This window comes from Pseudomonas sediminis (assembly GCF_002741105.1).
GTDB lineage: Bacteria > Pseudomonadota > Gammaproteobacteria > Pseudomonadales > Pseudomonadaceae > Aquipseudomonas > Aquipseudomonas sediminis.
The window spans coordinates 756,571-777,076 of record NZ_NIQU01000001.1 but is presented as its reverse complement, the minus strand read 5'-3'; the positions used below and the strand labels follow the sequence as shown (position 1 = coordinate 777,076).

The 20,506-nt window shown below is 64.5% G+C and carries 15 protein-coding genes and 1 pseudogene; 10 read left to right on the top strand and 6 right to left on the bottom strand.

The features are described from left to right. Positions 1-319 precede the first annotated feature (319 nt). Together CDO35_RS03690 and speA are read left to right on the top strand one after the other, a co-directional pair. Positions 320-691 (top strand): translation initiation factor Sui1, encoded by a 372-nt coding sequence (locus CDO35_RS03690; protein WP_099522625.1) that lies wholly within the window; start codon positions 320-322, stop codon positions 689-691. A 121-nt stretch (positions 692-812) separates the two neighbouring features. Beyond that, positions 813-2,726, top strand: coding sequence for an arginine decarboxylase (gene speA / locus CDO35_RS03685; protein ID WP_099522624.1), 1,914 nt, complete (start codon positions 813-815; stop codon positions 2,724-2,726). 3 nt (positions 2,727-2,729) lie between these two features. Here the strand turns inward: speA and pdxR are convergent, their stop codons facing one another. After that, complete coding sequence (pdxR, locus tag CDO35_RS03680) at positions 2,730-4,142, bottom strand: MocR-like pyridoxine biosynthesis transcription factor PdxR (protein WP_099522969.1); 1,413 nt, start codon at positions 4,140-4,142, stop codon at positions 2,730-2,732. A gap of 90 nt (positions 4,143-4,232) precedes the next feature. Here pdxR and CDO35_RS03675 point away from each other — a divergent pair, with 90 nt between their 5' ends. From CDO35_RS03675 to CDO35_RS03665, 3 genes are read left to right on the top strand one after another with little or no spacing between them, the layout of a single operon-like run. Continuing rightward, complete coding sequence (locus CDO35_RS03675) at positions 4,233-4,670, top strand: GNAT family N-acetyltransferase (protein ID WP_099522623.1); 438 nt, start codon at positions 4,233-4,235, stop codon at positions 4,668-4,670. A 1-nt stretch (position 4,671) separates the two neighbouring features. Then, a complete protein-coding gene (locus CDO35_RS03670) occupies positions 4,672-5,295 on the top strand; it encodes an FMN-dependent NADH-azoreductase (protein ID WP_099522622.1) in 624 nt (207 codons plus the stop codon). Then, the gene (locus tag CDO35_RS03665) at positions 5,292-5,723 is read left to right on the top strand and encodes a carboxymuconolactone decarboxylase family protein (protein WP_099522621.1); all 432 of its coding nucleotides are present in this window, start codon (positions 5,292-5,294) and stop codon (positions 5,721-5,723) included. The genes CDO35_RS03670 and CDO35_RS03665 overlap by 4 nt, the downstream gene beginning before the upstream one ends. Positions 5,724-5,726: 3 nt before the next feature. Here the strand turns inward: CDO35_RS03665 and CDO35_RS03660 are convergent, their stop codons facing one another. The 3 genes from CDO35_RS03660 to CDO35_RS03650 are packed head-to-tail and all read right to left on the bottom strand — an operon-like array spanning position 5,727 to position 8,599. Next, positions 5,727-6,188 carry a DUF2214 family protein gene (locus CDO35_RS03660; RefSeq protein WP_099522620.1) on the bottom strand — a complete coding sequence of 154 codons (462 nt, stop codon included), beginning with the start codon at positions 6,186-6,188 and terminating at the stop codon, positions 5,727-5,729. 12 nt (positions 6,189-6,200) lie between these two features. Continuing rightward, positions 6,201-7,238, bottom strand: coding sequence for a GGDEF domain-containing protein (locus tag CDO35_RS03655; protein ID WP_099522619.1), 1,038 nt, complete (start codon positions 7,236-7,238; stop codon positions 6,201-6,203). A gap of 14 nt (positions 7,239-7,252) precedes the next feature. Next, the gene (locus CDO35_RS03650) at positions 7,253-8,599 is read right to left on the bottom strand and encodes an MATE family efflux transporter (RefSeq protein WP_099522618.1); all 1,347 of its coding nucleotides are present in this window, start codon (positions 8,597-8,599) and stop codon (positions 7,253-7,255) included. 145 nt (positions 8,600-8,744) lie between these two features. Between CDO35_RS03650 and CDO35_RS03645 the strand changes: the two genes are divergently transcribed. The 5 genes and pseudogenes from CDO35_RS03645 (at position 8,745) to CDO35_RS23165 (ending at position 18,701) form a co-directional block, all read left to right on the top strand. Next, complete coding sequence (locus CDO35_RS03645; protein WP_099522617.1) at positions 8,745-13,643, top strand: alpha-2-macroglobulin family protein; 4,899 nt, start codon at positions 8,745-8,747, stop codon at positions 13,641-13,643. Positions 13,644-13,819: 176 nt separating this feature from the next. Beyond that, positions 13,820-14,164 carry an endonuclease domain-containing protein gene (locus CDO35_RS03640; RefSeq protein WP_208019929.1) on the top strand — a complete coding sequence of 115 codons (345 nt, stop codon included), beginning with the start codon at positions 13,820-13,822 and terminating at the stop codon, positions 14,162-14,164. 81 nt (positions 14,165-14,245) lie between these two features. Next, a complete protein-coding gene (pbpC, locus tag CDO35_RS03635; protein ID WP_099522616.1) occupies positions 14,246-16,567 on the top strand; it encodes a peptidoglycan glycosyltransferase PbpC in 2,322 nt (773 codons plus the stop codon). A 202-nt stretch (positions 16,568-16,769) separates the two neighbouring features. Beyond that, a pseudogene (locus CDO35_RS23170) lies at positions 16,770-17,837 on the top strand (HAMP domain-containing protein); the annotation flags it as partial. Between the two features lie 126 nt (positions 17,838-17,963). After that, complete coding sequence (locus CDO35_RS23165; RefSeq protein WP_420713135.1) at positions 17,964-18,701, top strand: methyl-accepting chemotaxis protein; 738 nt, start codon at positions 17,964-17,966, stop codon at positions 18,699-18,701. 3 nt (positions 18,702-18,704) lie between these two features. On the opposite strand, the gene CDO35_RS03625 is transcribed toward CDO35_RS23165, so the two are convergent. Both CDO35_RS03625 and CDO35_RS03620 read right to left on the bottom strand, forming a co-directional pair. Continuing rightward, on the bottom strand, positions 18,705-19,832 hold the full coding sequence (locus tag CDO35_RS03625; RefSeq protein ID WP_099522614.1) for a GGDEF domain-containing protein: 1,128 nt from the start codon (positions 19,830-19,832) through the stop codon (positions 18,705-18,707). Between the two features lie 160 nt (positions 19,833-19,992). Continuing rightward, positions 19,993-20,442 (bottom strand): DMT family transporter, encoded by a 450-nt coding sequence (locus CDO35_RS03620; protein WP_099522613.1) that lies wholly within the window; start codon positions 20,440-20,442, stop codon positions 19,993-19,995. Between the last annotated feature and the right edge of the window lie 64 nt (positions 20,443-20,506).

Genomic DNA, 20,506 nt, shown 5'->3' with positions numbered 1-20,506 from the left:
GGTGCCCGAAGGGCGGGAGAGGGTGGTTGTATCGAGTTCGTAGGGTGCGCTGTGCGCACCGAAGCTCCGACTCAGATGTAAAGGCGGTGCGCACCCTACGGCGTCGTTGATTCCGAGCGCTCCGTGCACGATGACGAACAGCGTCGCCAAAGTACCGAACAATGACGCAAATTTGGTCTTAGCAAGCCCGGCCTTTGTCGTTAAACTGCGCGGCCTTTTCGGCGGACGTCTGTCCGCCTGCGCTGCCCCTGCCTGAGTGGGGCTTCGCGGCTGAATCCGTTCAGCCAGTCGCTATCCTGACCCCTACGAGGACAAGCCGGTGGTCAAGAAAGCCTCTTCATTCTCCGCCCTGAGCGGTCTCGTCTATTCCACCGATGGTGGTCGCCATTGCCCGGATTGCAACCAGGCGGTGGATGCCTGCATCTGCAAACAGACGCGCATTCCCGATGGCGACGGTATTGCCCGTGTGCGCCGGGAAACCAAGGGCCGTGGCGGCAAGACCGTCACCACCGTCAGCGGCGTGCCGCTGGCCGAGGAGCCGCTCAAGGAGCTGGCCAGCGCGCTGAAGAAGCGTTGTGGCACCGGCGGCGCGCTCAAGGATGGGGTGATCGAGATCCAGGGTGATCACGTCGAGCTGTTGTTGGCCGAGCTGAGTAAGCGCGGGTTTACCGCGAAGAAGTCCGGCGGCTGATAAGCCCTTTTCTAAACTTCGATGACATTACTACGGTCAACCGCCGAGCAAACGTCATCTTGCTTTCATCATTTCTAAACTGGCCGCCAGCAAGGTCAGGCTTTTCTCATGGGAGAACCCGATGTCCGCACGACGCACCCGCAAAGACGACGGCAGCCAATGGACCGTAGCCGATAGCCGCAGTGTCTACGGCATTCGCCACTGGGGCGCCGGCTATTTCTCGATCAACGACGCCGGGCGTATCGAAGTGCGTCCCAACGGCCCGGACAGCCAGCCCATCGATCTCTATCAGCAGGTCGACGAGCTGCGTCAGAGCGGTCTGTCGCTGCCGCTGTTGGTGCGCTTCCCGGACATTCTGCAAGATCGCGTGCGCCGTCTGACCGGAGCCTTCGACGCCAGTATCGAACGCCTGGAATACCAGAGCCGCTACACCGCGCTGTACCCGATCAAGGTCAACCAGCAGGAGGCGGTGATCGAGAACATCATCGCCACGCAGAATGTCTCCATCGGCCTCGAAGCGGGCTCCAAGCCCGAGCTGCTGGCGGTGCTGGCGCTGGCGCCGAAGGGCGGCACCATCGTCTGCAACGGCTACAAGGACCGCGAGTTCATCCGTCTGGCACTGATGGGGCAGAAGCTCGGCCACAACGTATTCATCGTCATCGAGAAGGAATCGGAAGTCGCCCTAGTGATCGAGGAGGCGGCCGAGCTCAAGGTCGCGCCGCAGATTGGCTTGCGCGTGCGCCTGTCCTCGCTGGCGTCCTCGAAGTGGGCCGACACCGGTGGCGAGAAGTCCAAGTTCGGCCTGTCTGCGGCGCAGATCCTTTCGGTGGTCGAGCGTTTCCGCGCGGCCGGGCTGGACCAGGGCATCCGCCTGCTGCACTTCCATATGGGCTCGCAGATCGCCAACATCGCCGACTACCGCAAGGGCTTCCGTGAGGCCATCCGCTACTACGGCGAGCTGCGCGCCATGGGCCTACCGGTCGATCACATCGACGTCGGTGGCGGCCTCGGTGTGGACTACGACGGCACCCACTCGCGTAACGCCAGCTCGATCAACTACGACATGCAGGACTACGCCGATGCCGTGGTCGACATGCTCAAGGAATTCTGCGACCGCCAGGAAATCCCCCATCCGCACATCTTCTCCGAGAGCGGCCGGGCGATGACTGCGCACCACGCCGTGCTGCTGGTGCAGGTGACCGACGTCGAGCGTCACAACGACAAGGTGCCGGAGATCGACGCCAGCGTCGAACAGCCGGAAATCCTCCAGGTGCTGATCGAACTGCTCGACGACAGCGACCCGGAAATGGTCGCGGAAACCTACTGGCGCGCCACCCACTACATCGAGGAAGTGGCGGCTCAGTATTCGTCCGGCAAGCTCAGCCTGGCGCAGAAGGCGCTGGCCGAGCAGTGCTACTTCGCGATCTGCCGCCGCCTGCACAACCAGCTCAAGGCCCGCCAGCGCTCGCACCGTGCTGTGCTCGACGAGCTCAACGACAAGCTCGCCGACAAGTACATCTGTAACTTCTCGGTGTTCCAGAGCCTGCCGGACACCTGGGCCATCGGTCAGATCCTGCCGATCCTGCCGCTGTCGCGCCTGGACGAAGAGCCGCTGCGCCGCGCCGTGCTGCAGGACCTGACCTGCGACTCCGACGGCAAGATCCGTCAGTACGTCGACGAGCAGTCCATCGAGACCAGCCTGCCGGTGCATGAGCTGCGCGAAGGCGAGGATTACGTGCTGGGCATTTTCCTGGTTGGCGCGTACCAGGAGATCCTCGGTGACATGCACAATCTGTTCGGCGACACCGATTCGGTGAATATCTACCAGGCCGCCGATGGCAGCGTGGTGCACGCCGGTATCGAGACCCATGACACCATCGAGGACATGCTGCGCTACGTGCACCTGTCGCCCGAGGAGCTGATGACCCACTACCGCGACAAGGTCGCCAGTGCCAAGATCAGCGCGCGTGAGCGCACGCAGTTCCTCGACGCGTTGCGTCTGGGCCTGACGCGCTCGTCCTACTTGGCGTCCTGATCCTCAGTTGACCGCTGTCGCCAATCGCCGAGCCAGGTGCAACGCCTGCTCGGCGCTGGCGATATTGGTGAAGCCCAGCAGCAGCCCGCTGCCACACGGTTGCTGGCGTGCCCACTGCGACAACGCCATTACAGCCAGCCCCGCGCCTTGTGCGCGGGCCGCCAGGTCGACGTCATTTTCTGATTCGTCGAGCCGCGCCAGCAGGTGAATGCCGCCGGCCTGCAACTCCACCTGCAAACGCGAACCGAATACCGCCTCCAGCGCCGCAGCCAGAAAGCCTCGACGCTGCGCATAGAGCGCGCGCATGCGTTTGAGGTGACGGGCGAAGTGGCCCTGATCGAGAAAGTCTGCGGTGATGGCCTGCGCCAGTGCGGGGCAGCCATGATCGAAGGTGCGCGCGCAGGCGGCGAAGCGTTCCACTTGCGCCGGCGGCACCACCAGGTAGGCAAGGCGCACGCCGGGGAACAGCACCTTGCTGAAGGTGCCGCAGTACAGCACGCGACCGTGGTGATCGAGGCTTTTCAGCGCCGGTAGCGGTCGCCCGACGTAGCGGTATTCGCTGTCGTAATCGTCCTCGACGATCCAGGCCTGGCTGGCTCGAGCCCATTCCAACAGCGCCAGGCGCCGTGGAAGGCTCAGGGACACGCCGAGCGGGCTCTGGTGTGAAGGCGTGACCAGTGCACAACGGGCATCGGTAGCGAGCCTACGTCCTTCGTCCACGCGTAGGCCCTGGTCATCCACCGGCACTGGAATCAGCTGTAGATCGGCACCTTCGAGCGCCTCGCGCGCCTTGAAATAACCCGGGTCTTCGAACCAGCAGGAGTCGCCCGTCTGCAGCAGTGCGTGACGAATCAGCAGCAGTGCGCTGCGATAGCCGGCGGTGATGAACACCTGCTGCGGCTCGCAGGTGATCCCGCGTGATACGCCCAGGTAGCGCACCAGGCTGCGGCGCAAGGCGAGCAGGCCTTGTGGGGCGGGGTAGTCGAGGTCGGCACAGGTCAGCTGGCGCAGATGACGGGCACCGAGACGACTCCACAGCTTGCGTGGGAAGGCGTCCAGCGCCGGCAGGCCGAGCTGGAAGGGTAAAGCATCGGGTGTTCGCCCCTCGCCAGGACGTGACGATTGCTGGGGCATGGCGGCAACGGCCGCACCGCCTGGCGCGTGGGGTAGTTGTGGCGAAACCACGGTACCCGCCGGACCGCGCGGCAGCAGATAACCCTCACCGATCAGCAATTGATAGGCCGCCTCCACCGTGCCGCGCGCCAGATTCAGCTCGCTGGCCAGCGCGCGTACCGACGGCACGCGCTCACCGGGTTGCAGGCGGCCTTCGCCAATGGCTTCGCGCAGGCGCCGGTAGAGCTGCAGATAGATAGGCGTGGCCTGATCGCGCTCGGGCGCGAGGCGAATGCTGTGCATGCTCATGTCCTAGTCGATTGTTAAGGTCTTGGCTCTATCGACTATGCCATGTTCTACCTAGAGTGACGGCATCTTCGCTGGAGAACCGCCATGACCACTACTGACTGTCGTTACGACTGGCTCGCCGCCCCGGACGAGTTACGCGCCTGCTTCCCCCTGATGCGTGTTCTGCGCCCACACCTGAACGACGCCGATGATTTCCTTCAGCGCCTGCAACGTCAGGCCAAGCAAGGTTATCGACTGCTGGCGGCGCGGGTCGGTGATGAGGTGCTGGGCCTGGCCGGCTGCCGCTTGCAGGAGAACCTGCTGCATGGGCGCTTCTTCTATGTTGATGACCTGATCACCCGTGAGGATCTGCGCAGCCAGGGCATTGGTGAACGACTGCTGGCCGAGGCGCGTACAGAAGCATTGCGCCTCGGCTGCGCCAACCTCGTATTGGATACCGCATTGGGTAACGCACGCGGGCAGCGTTTCTACTACCGTCAGGGCTTGCTGGGTATTGGCATGCATTTTCGTCAGGAGCTTTGAGATGCAGCGAATTCTGTTGTTGGAGTGCGGCCCTTATGGGCAGCAGAGTCGTGGTAGTCGCCTGGCTCAGGAGTTGGTCGAGCGTTTGCGTCAGCGTCATCCCGCTGTGCAGGTACTGGAGCGTGACCTGGCCCGCGAGCCCTTGCCGGCGCTGACGGCGGACTATGCCGGAGCGCTGGTGGCGCTAGCGCCGAACGATGATCCGGCGCTGGATATCTCCGAGCGCCTGATCCAGGAGCTGGAAAACAGCGATTGCCTGGTGATCGCTACACCAATGCACAATTTCACGGTGCCGGCCGCGCTCAAGCTGTGGATCGACTACGTGCTGCGCATCGGTCGCAGTTTTGCCGCCACCGAGGCTGGCAAGGTTGGGCTGCTGGCGGATCGACCGACCTTCGTTGTGGTCAGTTCGGGTGGCTACTACCGTGGCGAGCTGGCTCGCCAGCCGGATTTTCTCACCGCCTACCTGCGCCATGTGCTGAGCACTATTGGCATTCACGATCTGGAGTTCATTCACCTGCAAGGACTGGTGCGGGGGCAGGAGCATGCCGAAACGATGCTGGCGCAGGCGCGCGAGCAACTGGCTTTTAACCTCCATCTCGCGCCTCAAGGAGAAGCGTCATGAGCGCATTGCGTCAGCCCTATTACGAATTATCCGCCGAGGCGATGCAGGGCCTGCTTGCCACCAAGGCGGCGCTGGAGCGTGGCCCGCTGGGCAAGGCGCTGGTTGAGTTGCTCTACCTGCGTGTATCGCAGGTCAACGGCTGCGCCTATTGCCTGGAGAAACACAGTGAGTCGCTGCGTGAGGAGGGTGTGCCACAGATCAAGCTGGACAGCCTGGCAGGGTGGCGTGTGAGTCGTCATTTCGACGCGCGGGAGAAGGCGGCACTGGCCTGGGCCGAATCGCTGAGCGAGATCGCCAGCAGCCACGCCGGCGATGATGATTACCGGCCGTTGGAGGCGCACTTTTCGCCCCGGGAAATCTCCGATCTGACCATCGCCGTCGCCCTGATGAGCGGGTTGAACCGGTTGGCCATCGGCATGCGTCTTTGAGCGCTAACCCGTTGCGATCACGCCATAGCCGCGCGCCATCAGCGCGGCTAGCAATGGAATGAACAGCAGCGCCAAGAGTTCCAGGCGAATGCTCCAGGTCACCAGGCGAAGCTGCCGAGCGCTTGGCTCGGGTACCTGGCCAGCTTTCACGGCGCTACGCCATTTGATGAATACCAGCGTGGGCAGGATCGATAGCAGGCCGACAAGGACGAAAAGCCCGACCTTGGCATGGAACAGGCTGTTGCCCATGTAGTAGGCGGCGCCCTTGCCGAACCACAGCACGCGGGCAACACCGGTGGCCAGCACCAGAACGGCGCAGATGCCATAGGCCAGGTCGGTGATCATCAGACTGCGCGCACAGGACAGATCCAGCGGCGTCTTGAACAGCACGTGCTCGATGCTGAGCAAGGCGAACAGGGCGAAGATCGACAGGTAGTGCAGATAGGCGACGAGCGCGGCAGCCATACGTACTTCCTCTCAATGGGGGCAGGGCGCGAACTCGGTGCGATTGCGGCCGCCGTGCTTGGCCCGGTAGAGCGCCTGATCGGCACGCTTGAGCGCATCCGCGCTGCTCTCGTCGGGGCCCTGCAGGGCACAGCCGAGGCTGGCGGTCTGCTGCAGTTGGGCCTGCTCCAGCTGCATGGGCTGGCTGGCGATGGCCAGGCGGATGCGCTCGGCAATCTGCAGCAGTTCCTGCTCATCGTGCACCCGGGTGAGGATGACGAATTCCTCACCGCCATTGCGGGTCACTACATCCTGCGGACGCACCGCACCGCTCATGCGCCGTGCACTCTCCCACAGCACGTGGTCGCCGCCATCGTGGCCATGGGTATCGTTGACCCGCTTGAAATGATCCAGGTCGCAATAGATCAGGCCCAGGCGTAGCTGGCTACGCTCGGCCGCGGCCTGCTCCAGCGGCAGAAAGTGCAGCAGCCCGGCGCGGTTCCAGAGCTGCGTCAGTGGATCGAGCATGCCCTTGCGCTGCTCGCGGCTGAGGGCGTCACGCAGGTCATCGAGCTGCTGCGAGTTCTGCTGCAGTTGCAGGTAGCCTTCGGTCAAGTAGGCCAGGTCGCGCAATTGGGATTTCTCTCGCTCGCTCAACTGGCGTGCTTCAGGGTCGGCCAAACACAGGGTGCCCAGCGGGATACCCTCTGCATCGTGCAGCGGCCAGCCGGCGTAGAAGCGCGCGCCAGGATTGCGCAAGGCCAGCTCGGTACCGGCAAAGCGCACGTCGACGTGGCTGTCCTCGATAAACAGGGGCTCGTCCTGCATCACGGCATGGGAACAGTAGGAGAGGCTACGTGGTGTTTCGGCCAGGTCCAGGCCTTGGCGGCTCTTGAACCACTGGCGGTCACGGTCGACCAGGGTGACCAGCGCCGTTCTGACGCCGAACAGGTCGTGCGCCAGGCGAGTCAGTGTGTCCAGATAAGGGTCGGCAGGGGTGTCGAGTAGTTCCAAGCGATCGAGCGCCTGTTGGCGCAGGGTCTCGTTAACGGGACTCGGGGTATCGAGCATGGGGCGATCTCTCCTTAAGCAGGGGAAGGGAACCACAGGTCGCGACGGCTCAGTTGCCAAGCATAGACAGCCAACACCAGACTGCGCAGCCCCATGAATGCCAGAAATGCCAACCACAGCCCGTGGTTGCCCAGGCTTTGCAGCCACCATGCCAGCGGCAACGCCAGGGCCAGCGCGATGAGCATGGCGTCGCGCATCTCACGGGCGCGTGTAGCGCCTATGAACAGACCGTCGAGCAGGTAACTCCACACCGCCAGCAGCGGCAGCACGGCCAGGTACGGCAGGAAGGTCAGCGCCAGTTCACGTACTTCGGCGATGTTGGTGAGCATGCCGACGAACCAGTGGCCGCCAAACAGGAAGAACAGCGCAAAAACGGCGCTCGCCAACAGCGACCAGCTTCCGGCCACCAGCAGCGAACGGCGCAGCGCATCGCGGTCACGCGCGCCCAGCGCATGGCCGCAAAGGGCCTCGACGGCATGTGCCAGGCCGTCGAGGGCGTAGGCAGTCAGCGTCAGGCCATTGAGCAGCAGTGCGTTGGCCGCCACCGTGGTATCGCCCAGGCGCGTGCCTTTCACGGTGATCAGAAAGAACACCAGTTGCAGTGCCAGGGTGCGGATGAAGATATCGCGGTTGACGGCCAGCAATGGGCGCCAGTTGCTCCAGCGTTTCAGCACGCTGCTGTCGAGGCGGCCGGGATAGCGTGCCAGCGCGCCGCGGGCCAGCCACAGGCCGAGCAGAGCGCCGCTCCACTCGGCAATTACCGAGGCCCAGGCCGCGCCGGCTACGCCCCATTCGAGGCCGAGTACGAATAACAGGTCTAGCGCCACGTTGATCAGGTTGGCAGTCAGCAGAATGGCCAGCGGGCCTCGCGCACTCTGCGTGCCCAGCAGCCAGCCGATCAGGGCATAAGTCGCCAGACTGGCGGGAAGGCCGAACAGGCGGATATGGAAATACTGGCGCGCGAGCTGGTCCAGCTCGGCGGAGGGTTGCATCAGGCTCAGCGCCACACCGCTCAACGGCAGTGCGAGCAGGCCCAGCAGCAAGGCCATGAACACGCCCAGCCCGAGCCCCTGCACCAGCACCTGGCGCAGGGCGCTGCCGTCCTCGCGACCTGCGGCCTGGGCCGCGAAGCCGGTACTGCCCATGCGCAGAAAACCCATCGCCCAGGTCAGCAGGGTATAGAGGCTGCCGCCTACCGCTACGGCCGCCAACTGGTGGGCATGCGGCAAGTGGCCGACCACGGCGGTATCGACCAGCGCCACCATGGGCACTGACAGGTTGGAGAGAATCATCGGGGCGGCCAGGGCCCAGACCTTTCTCTGGGTCGGCGCGTGGCGCCAGGCTTCGAACAGGGTGTACATGGGGGCTTCCGTTCCAGCAAAGCGCCAATTATAGGCACAGGGTGGACTGTGCGCAGCTTGGCGGATTTCGTCGCTTCGCCTCGTCGGCGCTGTAGCCGCTCGGCTATAGTATCGGCCTTCGCGCCCCCACTCTCCGGAGCCCGCAATGCCGAACAAAGGACTGCTTCTGGCCTTGGTGCTGAGCCTGCTCAGCGCTTGTGATTCTTCTGAACCCCCTGCCACGGTGACCCCCGCCGCTCCTGCTGCGCAGCAGCCGCAGGCGCCCAAACCAGCAGTCGATCGCGACGCGCTGGCCAAGCGCTATGCCGGACGCGAGCTGGAAGTGGTCGACGTTTCCGAGGTGCAGCTCGACGGCGCCAGTGCACTGTCGGTGACCTTCTCCATCCCATTGGACCCCGACCAGCCCTTTGCCGAACGCTTGCATCTGGTCGACAGCACTGCCGGCAAGGTCGACGGCGCCTGGGAGCTGACCGACAACCTCAGCGAGCTGCGCCTGCGTCACCTGGAGCCGCAGCGCAAGCTGGTGCTGACCATCGATGCCGGCCTGAAATCGATCAATGGCGGCAAGCTCGCCAAAGAGCAGGTCAGCCGCTTCGAAACCCGCGATCTGCAGGCCAGCGTCGGTTTCGCCAGCCGTGGCTCGCTGCTGCCGACCCGACTGGCCGAAGGCCTGCCGGTGATCGCGCTGAACGTCGACAAGGTCAACGTCGAATTCTTCCGCATCAAGCCCGAGGCGCTGCCGCGCTTCCTGTCCCGCTGGGGCCGGGCCAGCAATCTGGATACCTGGGAGGCGCGCGAACTGCTGCCGATGGCCGATCTGGTCTATGGCGGACGCTTCGACCTCAATCCGGCGCGCAATACCCGTGAAACCTTGCTGCTGCCCATCGCCGGCCTGGAGCCGTTCAAGCAGCCGGGCGTGTACCTGGCAGTGATGCGTGAGGCCGGCAGCTACAGCTATTCGCAGCCGGCGACGCTGTTCTCCCTGAGTGATATCGGCTTGTCCGCGCATCGTTATCGCGACCGTCTCGACGTGTTCACCCAGGCGCTCGAAGGTGGCAAGGCGCAGTCCGGCGTGCAGCTCGAGCTGCTCGATGGTGAAGGCGCGCTGCTGGCTGAAGGCAAGACCGATTCGGCTGGCCATGCACAGCTGCCCTTGCCGGAAAAGGCTCAGGTGCTGGTGGCCAAGCAGGACGAGCAGACCAGCCTGCTGCGCCTGAACACACCGGCGCTGGACCTGGCCGAATTCGACATCACCGGGCCCAAGGCACATGCCCTGCAATTCTTCGTGTTCGGCCCGCGCGATCTGTATCGCCCTGGCGAAACCGTGCTGCTCAATGGCCTGCTGCGTGACGCCGACGGCAGCCCGGTCAAGGCTCAGCCGGTCAGCGTCGAGGTGCGTCGCCCGGATGAGCAGATCAGCCGCAAGTTCGTCTGGAATGCCGGTGATGACGGTCTCTATCAGTATCAGCTGCCACTCGCCGAAGAGGCCCCGACAGGCCGCTGGCAACTGTTGCTCGACCTGGGTGACGGCAACCCGCAGCTCTACGAATTCCTCGTCGAGGACTTCCTGCCCGAGCGCATGGCCCTGGAGCTCAAGGGCCAGGAGCAGCCTTACGCGCCTAGCGACAGTGCCGAGTTCGCCGTGACCGGCCGCTACCTATACGGTGCACCGGCCGCTGGCAACCGCCTGACCGGGCAGCTCTACGTGCGTCCGCTGCGGGAGGCGGTTGCCAGCTTGCCGGGCTATCAGTTCGGCGACATCACCGAGGCCGACCTGAGCCAGGACCAGGAGCTCGACGAGCAGAATCTGGATGACCAGGGCCGCGCCGTGCTGCGCCCGGAAAATCGCTGGAGCGACGCCAAGTCGCCGCTGCGCCTGATCCTCCAGGCCAGCCTGCAAGAGTCCGGTGGCCGCCCGATCACCCGCCGCATCATCCAGCCGGTATGGCCGGCCGAGCGTTTGCCGGGTCTGCGTGGGCTGTTCGACGGCGAGGAAGTCGACGCCGACAGCCTGGCCGAGTTCGAAATCCTCGTGGCCGACGCCGCCGGCAACAAGCTGGCGGCCGACAACCTCAAGGTGCGCCTGGTGCGTGAGCGCCGCGATTACTTCTGGAGCTTCTCCGACGGTGAAGGCTGGCGTAACAACTACAACGAGAAATTCCTCACCCTCAGCGACGAGCCGCTGAAGATCGCTGCCGGTGGGACTGCCAAGGTCAGCTTCCCGGTGGAGTGGGGCCCATACCGGGTCGAGGTTGTAGACAGCCAGACCGGCCTGGTAAGCAGCCTGCGTTTCTGGGCCGGCTACCGCTGGCAAGACAACGCCGACGGCGGCGCAGTGCGCCCGGACCAGGTCAAACTGGCGCTGGACAAGCCTGCCTACGCCGCGGGCGAGGTGGCCAAGATCACCGTCACCCCGCCGGCTGCCGGCAATGGCTACCTGCTGGTCGAGTCCAGCGAGGGGCCGCTGTGGTGGCAGGAAATCAGCGTGCCGGCCGAGGGTAAGACCTTCGAACTGCCCATCGACAAGAAATGGGCGCGTCATGATCTCTATCTCAGTGCTTTGGTAGTTCGCCCCGGCGAGCGCAAGGCACAGGTCACGCCCAAGCGTGCCGTCGGCCTGCTGCACCTGCCGCTGGAGCGCGCTCCGCGCAAGCTGGCAGTCAGCCTGGAAGCACCGGAGAAAATGCGTCCCAAGCAGCCGCTGAAGGTCAAGGTCAGCGCACGCAATGCCGACGGCAGCATCCCTGACAAGGTGCATGTGCTGGTTGCTGCGGTCGACGTGGGCATCCTCAATATCACCAGTTACGCCACCCCCGATCCTTTCGCCACTTTCTTCGGGCGCAAGGCCTATGGCGCTGACCAGCTGGACATCTATGGCCAACTAATCGAAGCGCAGGGGCGTGTCGCCAGCTTGGCCTTCGGCGGTGACGCCGGCCTCGCCGCCGGTGGCAAACGTCCGGATACCAGTGTGCTGATCGTCGCCCTGCAGAGCGATGCGCTGAAGCTGAACGACAAGGGCGAGGGCGAAGTCAGCCTGGATATCCCCGACTTCAACGGTGAGCTGCGCCTGATGGCGCAGGCCTGGACTGACGAGCGCTTCGGCATGGCCGAGGCCAAGACGGTGGTGGCCGCGCCGCTGATCGCCGAACTGTCGATGCCGCGCTTCCTTGCCGGTGGTGACGAAACCACGCTGGCGCTGGATCTGACCAACCTGTCTGGCAGCGAGCAGAAGCTCGACGTACAACTGGGCGTGGAGGGCCAGCTGCGCCTGCTCGGCAAGGGTGAGTCGCCGATCAGTCTGAAGGATGGCCAGCGCACTACCTTGCGCATTCCGGTGCGCGCCGAAGGTGGCTTGGGCCAGGGTCGTATCCATGTCGAGGTGCAGGGCCTGGCTCTGCCGAACGAGGATCTGGCTGACTTCAGCCGCGATTGGACGCTGGGTATTCGCCCGGCCTATCCGGCGCAGCTGCAGCACTTCCGTGCGGTACTGGGGGAGGGAGAGCCGTGGAGCATGCCGGCGGGCACTCTCAATCAGTTCGAACCTGCCGGGCTGGAGGCCGTGCTGGCGCTGTCGAGCCGACCGCCGCTGAACCTCGGTGAGCAGATTCGTGCGCTCAAGGCATACCCCTACGGCTGTCTGGAACAGACCACCAGCGGCCTGTATCCGTCGCTCTACGCTGACGCCGCGAGCCTCAAGCGCCTCGGCCTGGAAGGCGAGCCGGACGAGCAACGGCGCAAGAGCATCGAGCTGGGTATCGAGCGACTGCTCGGCATGCAGCGTCACAGTGGCGGCTTCGGCCTGTGGAGCGCCGAGAGCGAAGAGGAATACTGGCTCACCGCCTATGTCACCGACTTCCTCCTGCGTGCTCGCGAGCAGGGTTTCGGCGTACCGCCAGATGCCCTGAAGAAGGCCAACGACCGCCTGCTGCGCTACCTGCAGCAAAGCAGCCTGATCGAAGCCAGCTACAGCCAGGACTTCGCCCACACCCGCTTCGCCGTGCAGGCCTACGCCGGCTACGTGTTGGCGCGCAGCCAACAGGCGCCGCTGGGTGCCCTGCGCAGCCTGTTCGACCGTCGTAACGACGCCCGTTCCGGTCTACCGCTGGTGCAACTGGCCGCCGCATTGAAGCTGATGGGCGATGCACCGCGTGCCGAGCAGGCGTTGAACCAAGGCTTGATCCAACAACGCGATGGCGAACGCTGGATGGCTGACTATGGCAGCCCGCTACGTGATCAGGCGCTGATTCTCGCCCTGCTGGAAGAGCACGATCTGGCGGCTGGCCAGCGCGAGCAGCGTCTGTTCAACCTGGCGGATGAGCTGGCCGGTCAGCGCTGGTTGTCGACCCAGGAGCGCAACTCGCTGTTCCTCGCCGGTCGCGGCATTCTCGGCAAACCCGAGCAAAGCTGGAGCGCCAAGCTGGCCAGCGGCGCCTTCCAGTTCGACCTGAGCAACCAGCAGCCCGGCATCAAGCTGGAGCGTGGCGAGCTGGCCGAACCGCTGATCGTGAGCAAGGCCGGCAGCGCCACGCTGTATCAGCAGCTGACCCTGTCCGGTTACCCGAGCCAGGCGCCGCGTGCCGGTGGTGAGAACCTCAGCATCGAGCGCGAGTACCTCGGTATGGATGGTCGCCCGCTCGATCTGCAGCGCCTGGGCAGCGGCGAGCTGGTGCTGGTGCACCTGGCCGTGCGGGCCAAGCAGCGCGTGCCGGACGCCCTGGTCGTCGACCTGCTCCCGGCTGGCCTGGAGCTGGAGAACCAGAACCTGGCGCAAAGCGCGGCGAGCCTCGATGACGCTGGCAGCAACGTCAAGGAATGGCGCCGCTCCATGCAGAACGCGCGGATCAAACACCAGGAATATCGTGGCGACCGCTACGTGGCCGCCGTGGATGTGGAGGAGTACGGCACCACCCATCTGCTCTACCTGGCCCGTGCGGTGACGCCGGGCAGCTACCGCGTACCGCCACCGCAGGTCGAATCCATGTACCGGCCGAGCTGGCAGGCACTGGGTAGTGCGCCATCTTCACTGGTGGTGAGGGGGCGTTAAAAGCGGCCTTCTCCCCAACCCTCTCCCATAAATGGGAGAGGGGGCCGATCGTGCCAGCTGTCAGATACGCGTCAGACCGCTTGTAAGGCAGGACGTACTCAGTATCAGGCTTACCTCATATCGCTCCCCTCTCCCGCTTGCGGGAGAGGGGCTGAGGAAAGGTTCAAGGAGGAACCATGGCCTTGCTCGACAACGCCAAACGCCTGCGCCGGCAGATGACCGACGCGGAACAAAGACTCTGGTACTACCTGCGCGCTCATCGCTTCCTAGGCCTGAAGTTCAAACGGCAGAAACCCATTGGCCCCTATATCGTCGACTTCATCTGCACCGAGCGCTGGCTGGTCATCGAGCTGGACGGTGGTCAACATCAGCGGCAGACGGAATACGACCAGAAACGTGAGCATTATCTGGAGAGTCGAGGCTATCGTGTGCTGCGTTTCTGGAATCATCAGGTGCTGGCTGAAACGGAGGCGGTACTTGAACGGGTTCGTCTTGAAATTGGCGAGCAAGATGGGCGGTGAACGTAGCCACAAGTCTTGGCAAAACGCTGATCGGCTCCGCTCTCCCATTTATGGGAGAGGGGCTGGGGGAGAGGGTCTTGCATGCCCCGCCTAACTCGCCGTTGGCTCCTTATCCTCCTGCTCCCCCTGCCCCTGCTCTGGCTAGCCGACCAACTCTTTCCACTACCTCTGCCCGAGGATGATCTGGCGCGGGTGGTGCTGGCCGAGGACGGCACGCCGTTGTGGCGCTTCGCTGACCGTGATGGCGTATGGCGCTATCCGGTGACGCCCGAAGAGGTCTCGCCCTATTACCTGGAAGCGTTGCTGACCTACGAGGACCGCTGGTTTCGCCAGCATCCTGGGGTCAACCCGCTGGCGTTGGGGCGTGCGGCCTGGCAGAACCTCACGGGCGGGCGCGTGGTGTCCGGCGGCAGTACGCTGTCGATGCAGGTGGCGCGGCTGCTCGATCCTCACGGACGCGACCTGCCCGGCAAGCTCAAGCAACTGTGGCGCACGGCGCAGCTGGAGTGGCACCTGTCCAAGGACGAAATCCTCACCCTGTACCTGAACCGTGCGCCTTTCGGTGGCACCCTCGAGGGCGTGGCGGCGGCCAGCTGGAGTTACCTGGGCAAGCCGCCGAGCCAACTGACCCGTGCCGATGCCGCGTTGCTCGCGGTGCTGCCGCAGGCGCCCAGCCGCTTGCGTCCGGACCGCCATCCTGAGCGCGCCCAAGCCGCGCGGGACAAGGTGCTGCGGCGCCTGGGCGAGTTTCAGGTTTGGCCCCAGTCCCAAGTAGAAGAAGCGCTGGAGGAGCCGGTGTTTCTCGCGCCGCGCCGTGAGCCAAGCCTCGCGCCCTTGCTGGCGCGGCGGCTGAACCGTGCCGGCAGCCCGCCGCTGATTCGCACCACCCTCGATGCCGGCTTGCAGCTGCGCCTGGAAGACCTGCTGCTGGGCTGGCGCGCGCGCCTGCCCGAGCGCACTTCGGCTGCGATTCTGGTGGTCGAGCATGAGAGCATGGCGGTGCGTGCCTACCTTGGATCGGTGGATATCGCTGATACCTCGCGCTTCGGTCATGTCGACATGGTCCGCGCCCTGCGTTCGCCCGGCTCGACGCTCAAGCCTTTTCTCTACGGCATGGCCCTGGATAGCGGCCTGATCCATTCCGAGTCGCTGCTGCAGGATGTGCCGCGACACTATGGCAACTACCGGCCCGGCAACTTCGCCGCCGGCTTCATCGGCCCGGTATCAGCCAGCGAGGCGCTGGCCACCTCGCTCAATTTGCCGGCCGTGCAGTTGCTCGAAGCCTACGGGCCGAAACGTTTTGCCGGTGAGCTGCGCAGTGCCGGTGTGCCTATTCGCCTGCCTGCGCTGGCCGAGCCGAACCTGGCACTGATCCTCGGTGGCGGTGGCTCGCGCCTGGAGTCGGTGGTGGCAGGCTACAGCGCCTTCGCGCGCGGTGGCATGGCGGCCAAGCCGCGCCTGCAGCCGAGTGATGAATTGCGCGAGCGGCGCCTGCTGTCACCCGGCTCGGCCTGGATCATCAGGCGCATTCTCAGCGGTCAGGCGCGCCCTGATCGTGACCCGCGCGCCTACCTGGCGCAGCGCCCGACCCTGGCCTGGAAAACCGGCACCAGCTACGGCTTTCGCGATGCCTGGGCCATCGGCGTCGGCCCGCGTCACCTGATCGGTATCTGGATCGGTCGCCCGGACGGCACGCCGGTGCCTGGCCAGTTCGGACTGGCCTCCGCCGCGCCGATGTTGCTGCAGGTTCACGATCTGCTGGTCAACCGCGACAGCCAGCGCGGCATTGCCACACCGCCCGATCCACAACCTGCCGAGGTGGGTGTGGCGGCCATCTGCTGGCCATTGGGGCAGCCGATGAGCAAGGACGACCCCAACTGCCGGCGCCTACGCTTCGCCTGGACGCTCGAAGGCACCACGCCACCCACGCTGCTGGCAGCCGATCAGCCACTGGGGAGCGGTTTGCGCGAGCGCTATTGGGTCAATGCCCAAGGGCTGCGCGTCGGTTCCGGTTGTGCCGGGGCCGAAGCGCGTGAACTGGCCTTGTGGCCGGCACCGCTGGAGCCCTGGTTGCCGCGCCGGGAGCGGCGTACCGCGCGCTTGCCACATATCGATGCGAGCTGCCCGCCACCACAGAGCAGTCAGGTGTCACCGCTGTCCATCGTCGGTGTGCGCAATGGTGATCGCTTGCGTCGGCCGCAAGGCAGTCACGAACCGCTAAGGCTCAATCTTTCGGCCCTGGGCGGCAGCGGTCGGCGCTGGTGGTTCCTCGATGGCCAACCTATTGGGGAGAGCACTCAGGATGCCCCCTTCAACCACGCGTTCGCCAGTGGCCGGCATCAACTGAGTGTGCTCGACGAAGGCGGCCAGACCGCTCGTCTGGAATTCAGCGTCGGGCCCTGAAGGCAATTGGCTACCACTCTGCAGGCGCCGGCAGCTCTGGGCTGAGGGCCTGATCATGGCTACGAATGATCCTTGCTGGAGGTAATAAAGCTTGGCCGTGATCCGCCGATATGAAATCTGGCGGTAACCTGATTGCAATTTGTGTACATTTTTGTATCCAATTGCCTGGCCAAACTCCACACCACCACCAGGAGAAGCCTCCATGCGCCTCTGGCAACGCAGTATTCAGTGGCAATTGATCCTCAGCATGGGCGCCGCCCTGCTGGCCAGCATTCTGATCGTCGTCGGCATCTACTCGGCGGTGGTCAATCGCCTGACCGAGCGCTACCTGATCGAAGAAGCGCTGCCAGCGCGGGTGCTGGCTATCCGTAACGATCTGGAGCGGGTGCTGACTGCGCCGATTACCGCCAACGCCTCGATTGCCGAGAACCGCCTGGTGCAGGACTGGCTGGCCGCTGGTGAGGATGCGGCCCGGCGTGATGAGTTCGCGCGCTACCTGGAAGGCGTGCGTGCCCAGCAGAACGCCATGACCACCTCCATCGTCGCCCTGACCAGTGGCAACTACACCACCGGTGAAGGGCTGATGCGCACCCTCGACCGCAGCCAGGCGGAGAACCAGTGGTTCTACCGCCTGGTCGACAGCGACCGTGACCGAGTGCTGGAAATCGACATCGACAAGACTACGCGGCTGCCCACGCTGTTCATCAACCAACGCATCAAGCAGGGCGGCAAGACCCTTGGTGTGGCCGGGCTAGGCTACAACCTGGCGGATATGTCGAAGATGATCAGCGAGTTCCGTTTCGGCGAGCGCGGCCAGGTGTTTCTCATCGACAGCCAGGGCAACGTCAAGGTGCATCCGCGTTCGGAGCTGAGCGGCACTGGCAAGCTCGGCGAGCTCTTCGGCGCCGATGCCAGCCGTCAGGTGCTTGTGGGCGATAGCCGGGCAGTACGTTTCGAGCGCGATGGCGAGACCTTTCTCGCGGTGGCGCAGAAATTCGCCAGTATCGACTGGCTGCTGGTCAGCGAAGTGCCCGAGGCTGAAGTCTATGCCGAGGCGCGCCAGGCGCTGCTGATGACCAGCCTGATTGGCGTCGCCGTGGCGCTGTTGTTCCTTGGCCTGGTAGTGCTGCTGGCTCGCGGTCTGGTGCGACCGATCCGTCAGGTGACTCAGGCACTGGTGGAAATCGGTGGCGGCGGTGGTGACCTGACGCGCCGTCTGGATGAATCGCGAGCCGATGAATTAGGCGACCTGGCGCGAGGCTTCAACCGTTTTCTCGCCAGTCAGCGCGACCTGATCGGCGATGTGCTGGCCACCAGTGAGCGGCTACGTACGGCGGTCGTTCAGGTAGCGCGGGTGGTGGAAAACACCGCAGGGCGCGCCGGCCAGCAGCAGGAAATGACCGATATGGTGGCCACCGCCGTGCACGAGATGGGCCTGACCGTGCAGGAGATCGCGCGTAACGCCAGCAACGCCGCGCAGTCCTCGCGCAGTGCGCGCGAAGAGGCGCAAACGGCGCGCCAGGTGGTGGGCCAGTCCATCGCCCACATAGAACGCATGTCTGCCGATATTGGCAGCGCGGCCGGAGCGGTGACCGAGCTGGCCGAGCAAGTCGCTTCCATCGACCAGGTGCTGGCGGTGATTCGCGGTATCTCCGAGCAGACCAACCTGCTGGCGCTCAATGCGGCCATCGAGGCCGCACGCGCCGGGGAGATGGGCCGCGGCTTCGCCGTGGTCGCCGATGAGGTGCGTACGCTGGCCAGTCGTACTCAGGCATCGACGGACGAGATCCAGCAGATGATTCAGCGCCTCAAACAGGGCGCGGAAACGGCCGTCAGCTCCATGCACGCGGGGCAGTCGGCCACCGGCACTGGCGTCGAATCCAGTCAGCGCACCGGGCAGTCGCTCGGCGCGATTACCGAGCAGATCGAGCGTATCAGTGACATGAACACTCAAGTGGCTTCGGCGACCGAAGAGCAGAGTTCGGTGACCGAGGAGATCAACCGCAATGTGCAGGGTATCGCCGATCTGGCCCACGCCACGGCCGGCGAGGTGCGCGCCTGCCGTGAGGATTGTCAGACCTTGAGCCGTCTGGCCGATGATCTGGCTGGGCAGATGGGCAAGTTCCGGCTGTAATCCTCAGTGATCTGCCGCAACCAGACGGTTGCGGCCTTCGCGCTTGGCGCGGTATAGCGCACTGTCGACGCGCTTGAAGAAGGCGTCGGCATCAGCGTCATGGCTGTTGCTGAAGCAACCGATGCCAAGACTGGTGGTCAGCTCCAGACGCTGATCGTCCAACTGCAGGCCTTCCACCTCCAGCTCCTGACGAAAGTGCTCGGCCAGATCCCAGGCCTGGGCCAGTGTGGTGCCCGGCAGCAGTACGCCGAACTCCTCGCCACCCAGGCGTAGCAGTGCGTCGGCATCGCGGCGAAACACCTTGCGCATGTGTTCGGCGAAGGCGCTCAGGCAGGCATCGCCACCGGCGTGGCCGTGTTCATCGTTGACCTTCTTGAAGAAGTCGATGTCCATCAGTACCAGCGACAGCGGCTCGCCCTGGCGCACTGCATTGGCCACCAGGCTGGGAAACAGGTTATTGAATTGATAGCGGTTGCCGAGCTGGGTCAGGCTGTCGGTGCGACTGAGTAGATCGAGCTGACGCTGCTGCTCCAGCAGCTTCAGTTCCAGTTCGAGGGTGGCGCGGTACTCACGATGGTTGCGCCCCAACACCAGCACCAGATAGCTGAGGTAGAAGATCAGGGTGACCAGTATCGTGTGTTTCTGCTGCCAGTTCAGCGCCATCACTGCCAGGCCCGGCAGATAGAGCAGGGCCAGCGCCAGGAGTGCGCGGCCGCGGCGCATGGCGAAGTTAAAGGTCATCGCCGTGGCGAAGGCCACCGTGGCCAGGGTGGCGATCATTTCCGAGTCGTTGTAGGCGTTGCTGTATACCGCCAGCGCATGGGCCTGGCCCCAGCACAGCGAGGTCAGGAGAATCAGGCCCCAGTGACGGTCGAGCCAGCGCTGCAACTGCTCGGGGCTTTCGAGGCCATCAGGGCGGTGCAGCAGTCGCGCGGCCAGCAGTGCGGCGAACAGCAGGCAGCCCAGCACCCCGCTGAACATCAGGCTGCCGGGTGCTGCGCTGAAGACCCAGGTCAGCAACCAGGCCAGAAAATAGAAGAAGCCACCCAGGCGCGTGCGGATGCGGGTGTCATCCACTTCACGCCACAGGGCGAAGGTATTGGGTTGGCGCGGTACTTCGGCGTCGGTCATCGTTTTCGGCCTGCCACCGCTGGCGGCCACCTCCGGGCCGTCGCAGGCGACGTCAGAACCTTCTCCAGGGGGCTTTTGTGATCACAGAAACGGCATGCCTGAGCATAGCGCCTTTTCGTGAGCCTTGAAGTGTCCATTTGCCAGTATTTGCGGCCACCCGTCAGCCGCGGCGAATCATCCAGATGCCGGCGACGATCAAGAGCAAGCCTGCCACCTTGCCGACGGTGATAGGGGACTCGCGAAAACCGGCCCATCCGAAATGATCGAGGGTAATGGCCATGGCCAGTTGTCCGGCGATTACCAGCACCATGAACAGCAATGCCCCGACGCGCGGCCCGGCGAAGGCCGCGGTCGCGATGAAGAAAGCACCGAGCAGGCCGCCGCTCCAGTGCCACCAGGTCAATTCCTTGAGCGCACCGAGGCCAGGCATTTCACGCTGGCTCAGGGTCATCAGCAGTAACGCCAGGCTGCCAACAGCAAAGGAAATCAGTGCGGCGGCGAAGACACTGGAGAGGTGACGGGCAAGCTGGCCATTGATCCCGGCCTGCAGAGGCAGCACCGCGCCGGCAAGGAAGGGCAGGGCCAGCAGCCAGCCGCTGATGTGGTTCATGGTGAGCTCCGAGGACTACTAAAGAGCGTAATTATGCGGCGCTCTGTTGCAGGGTGCAGCTGAC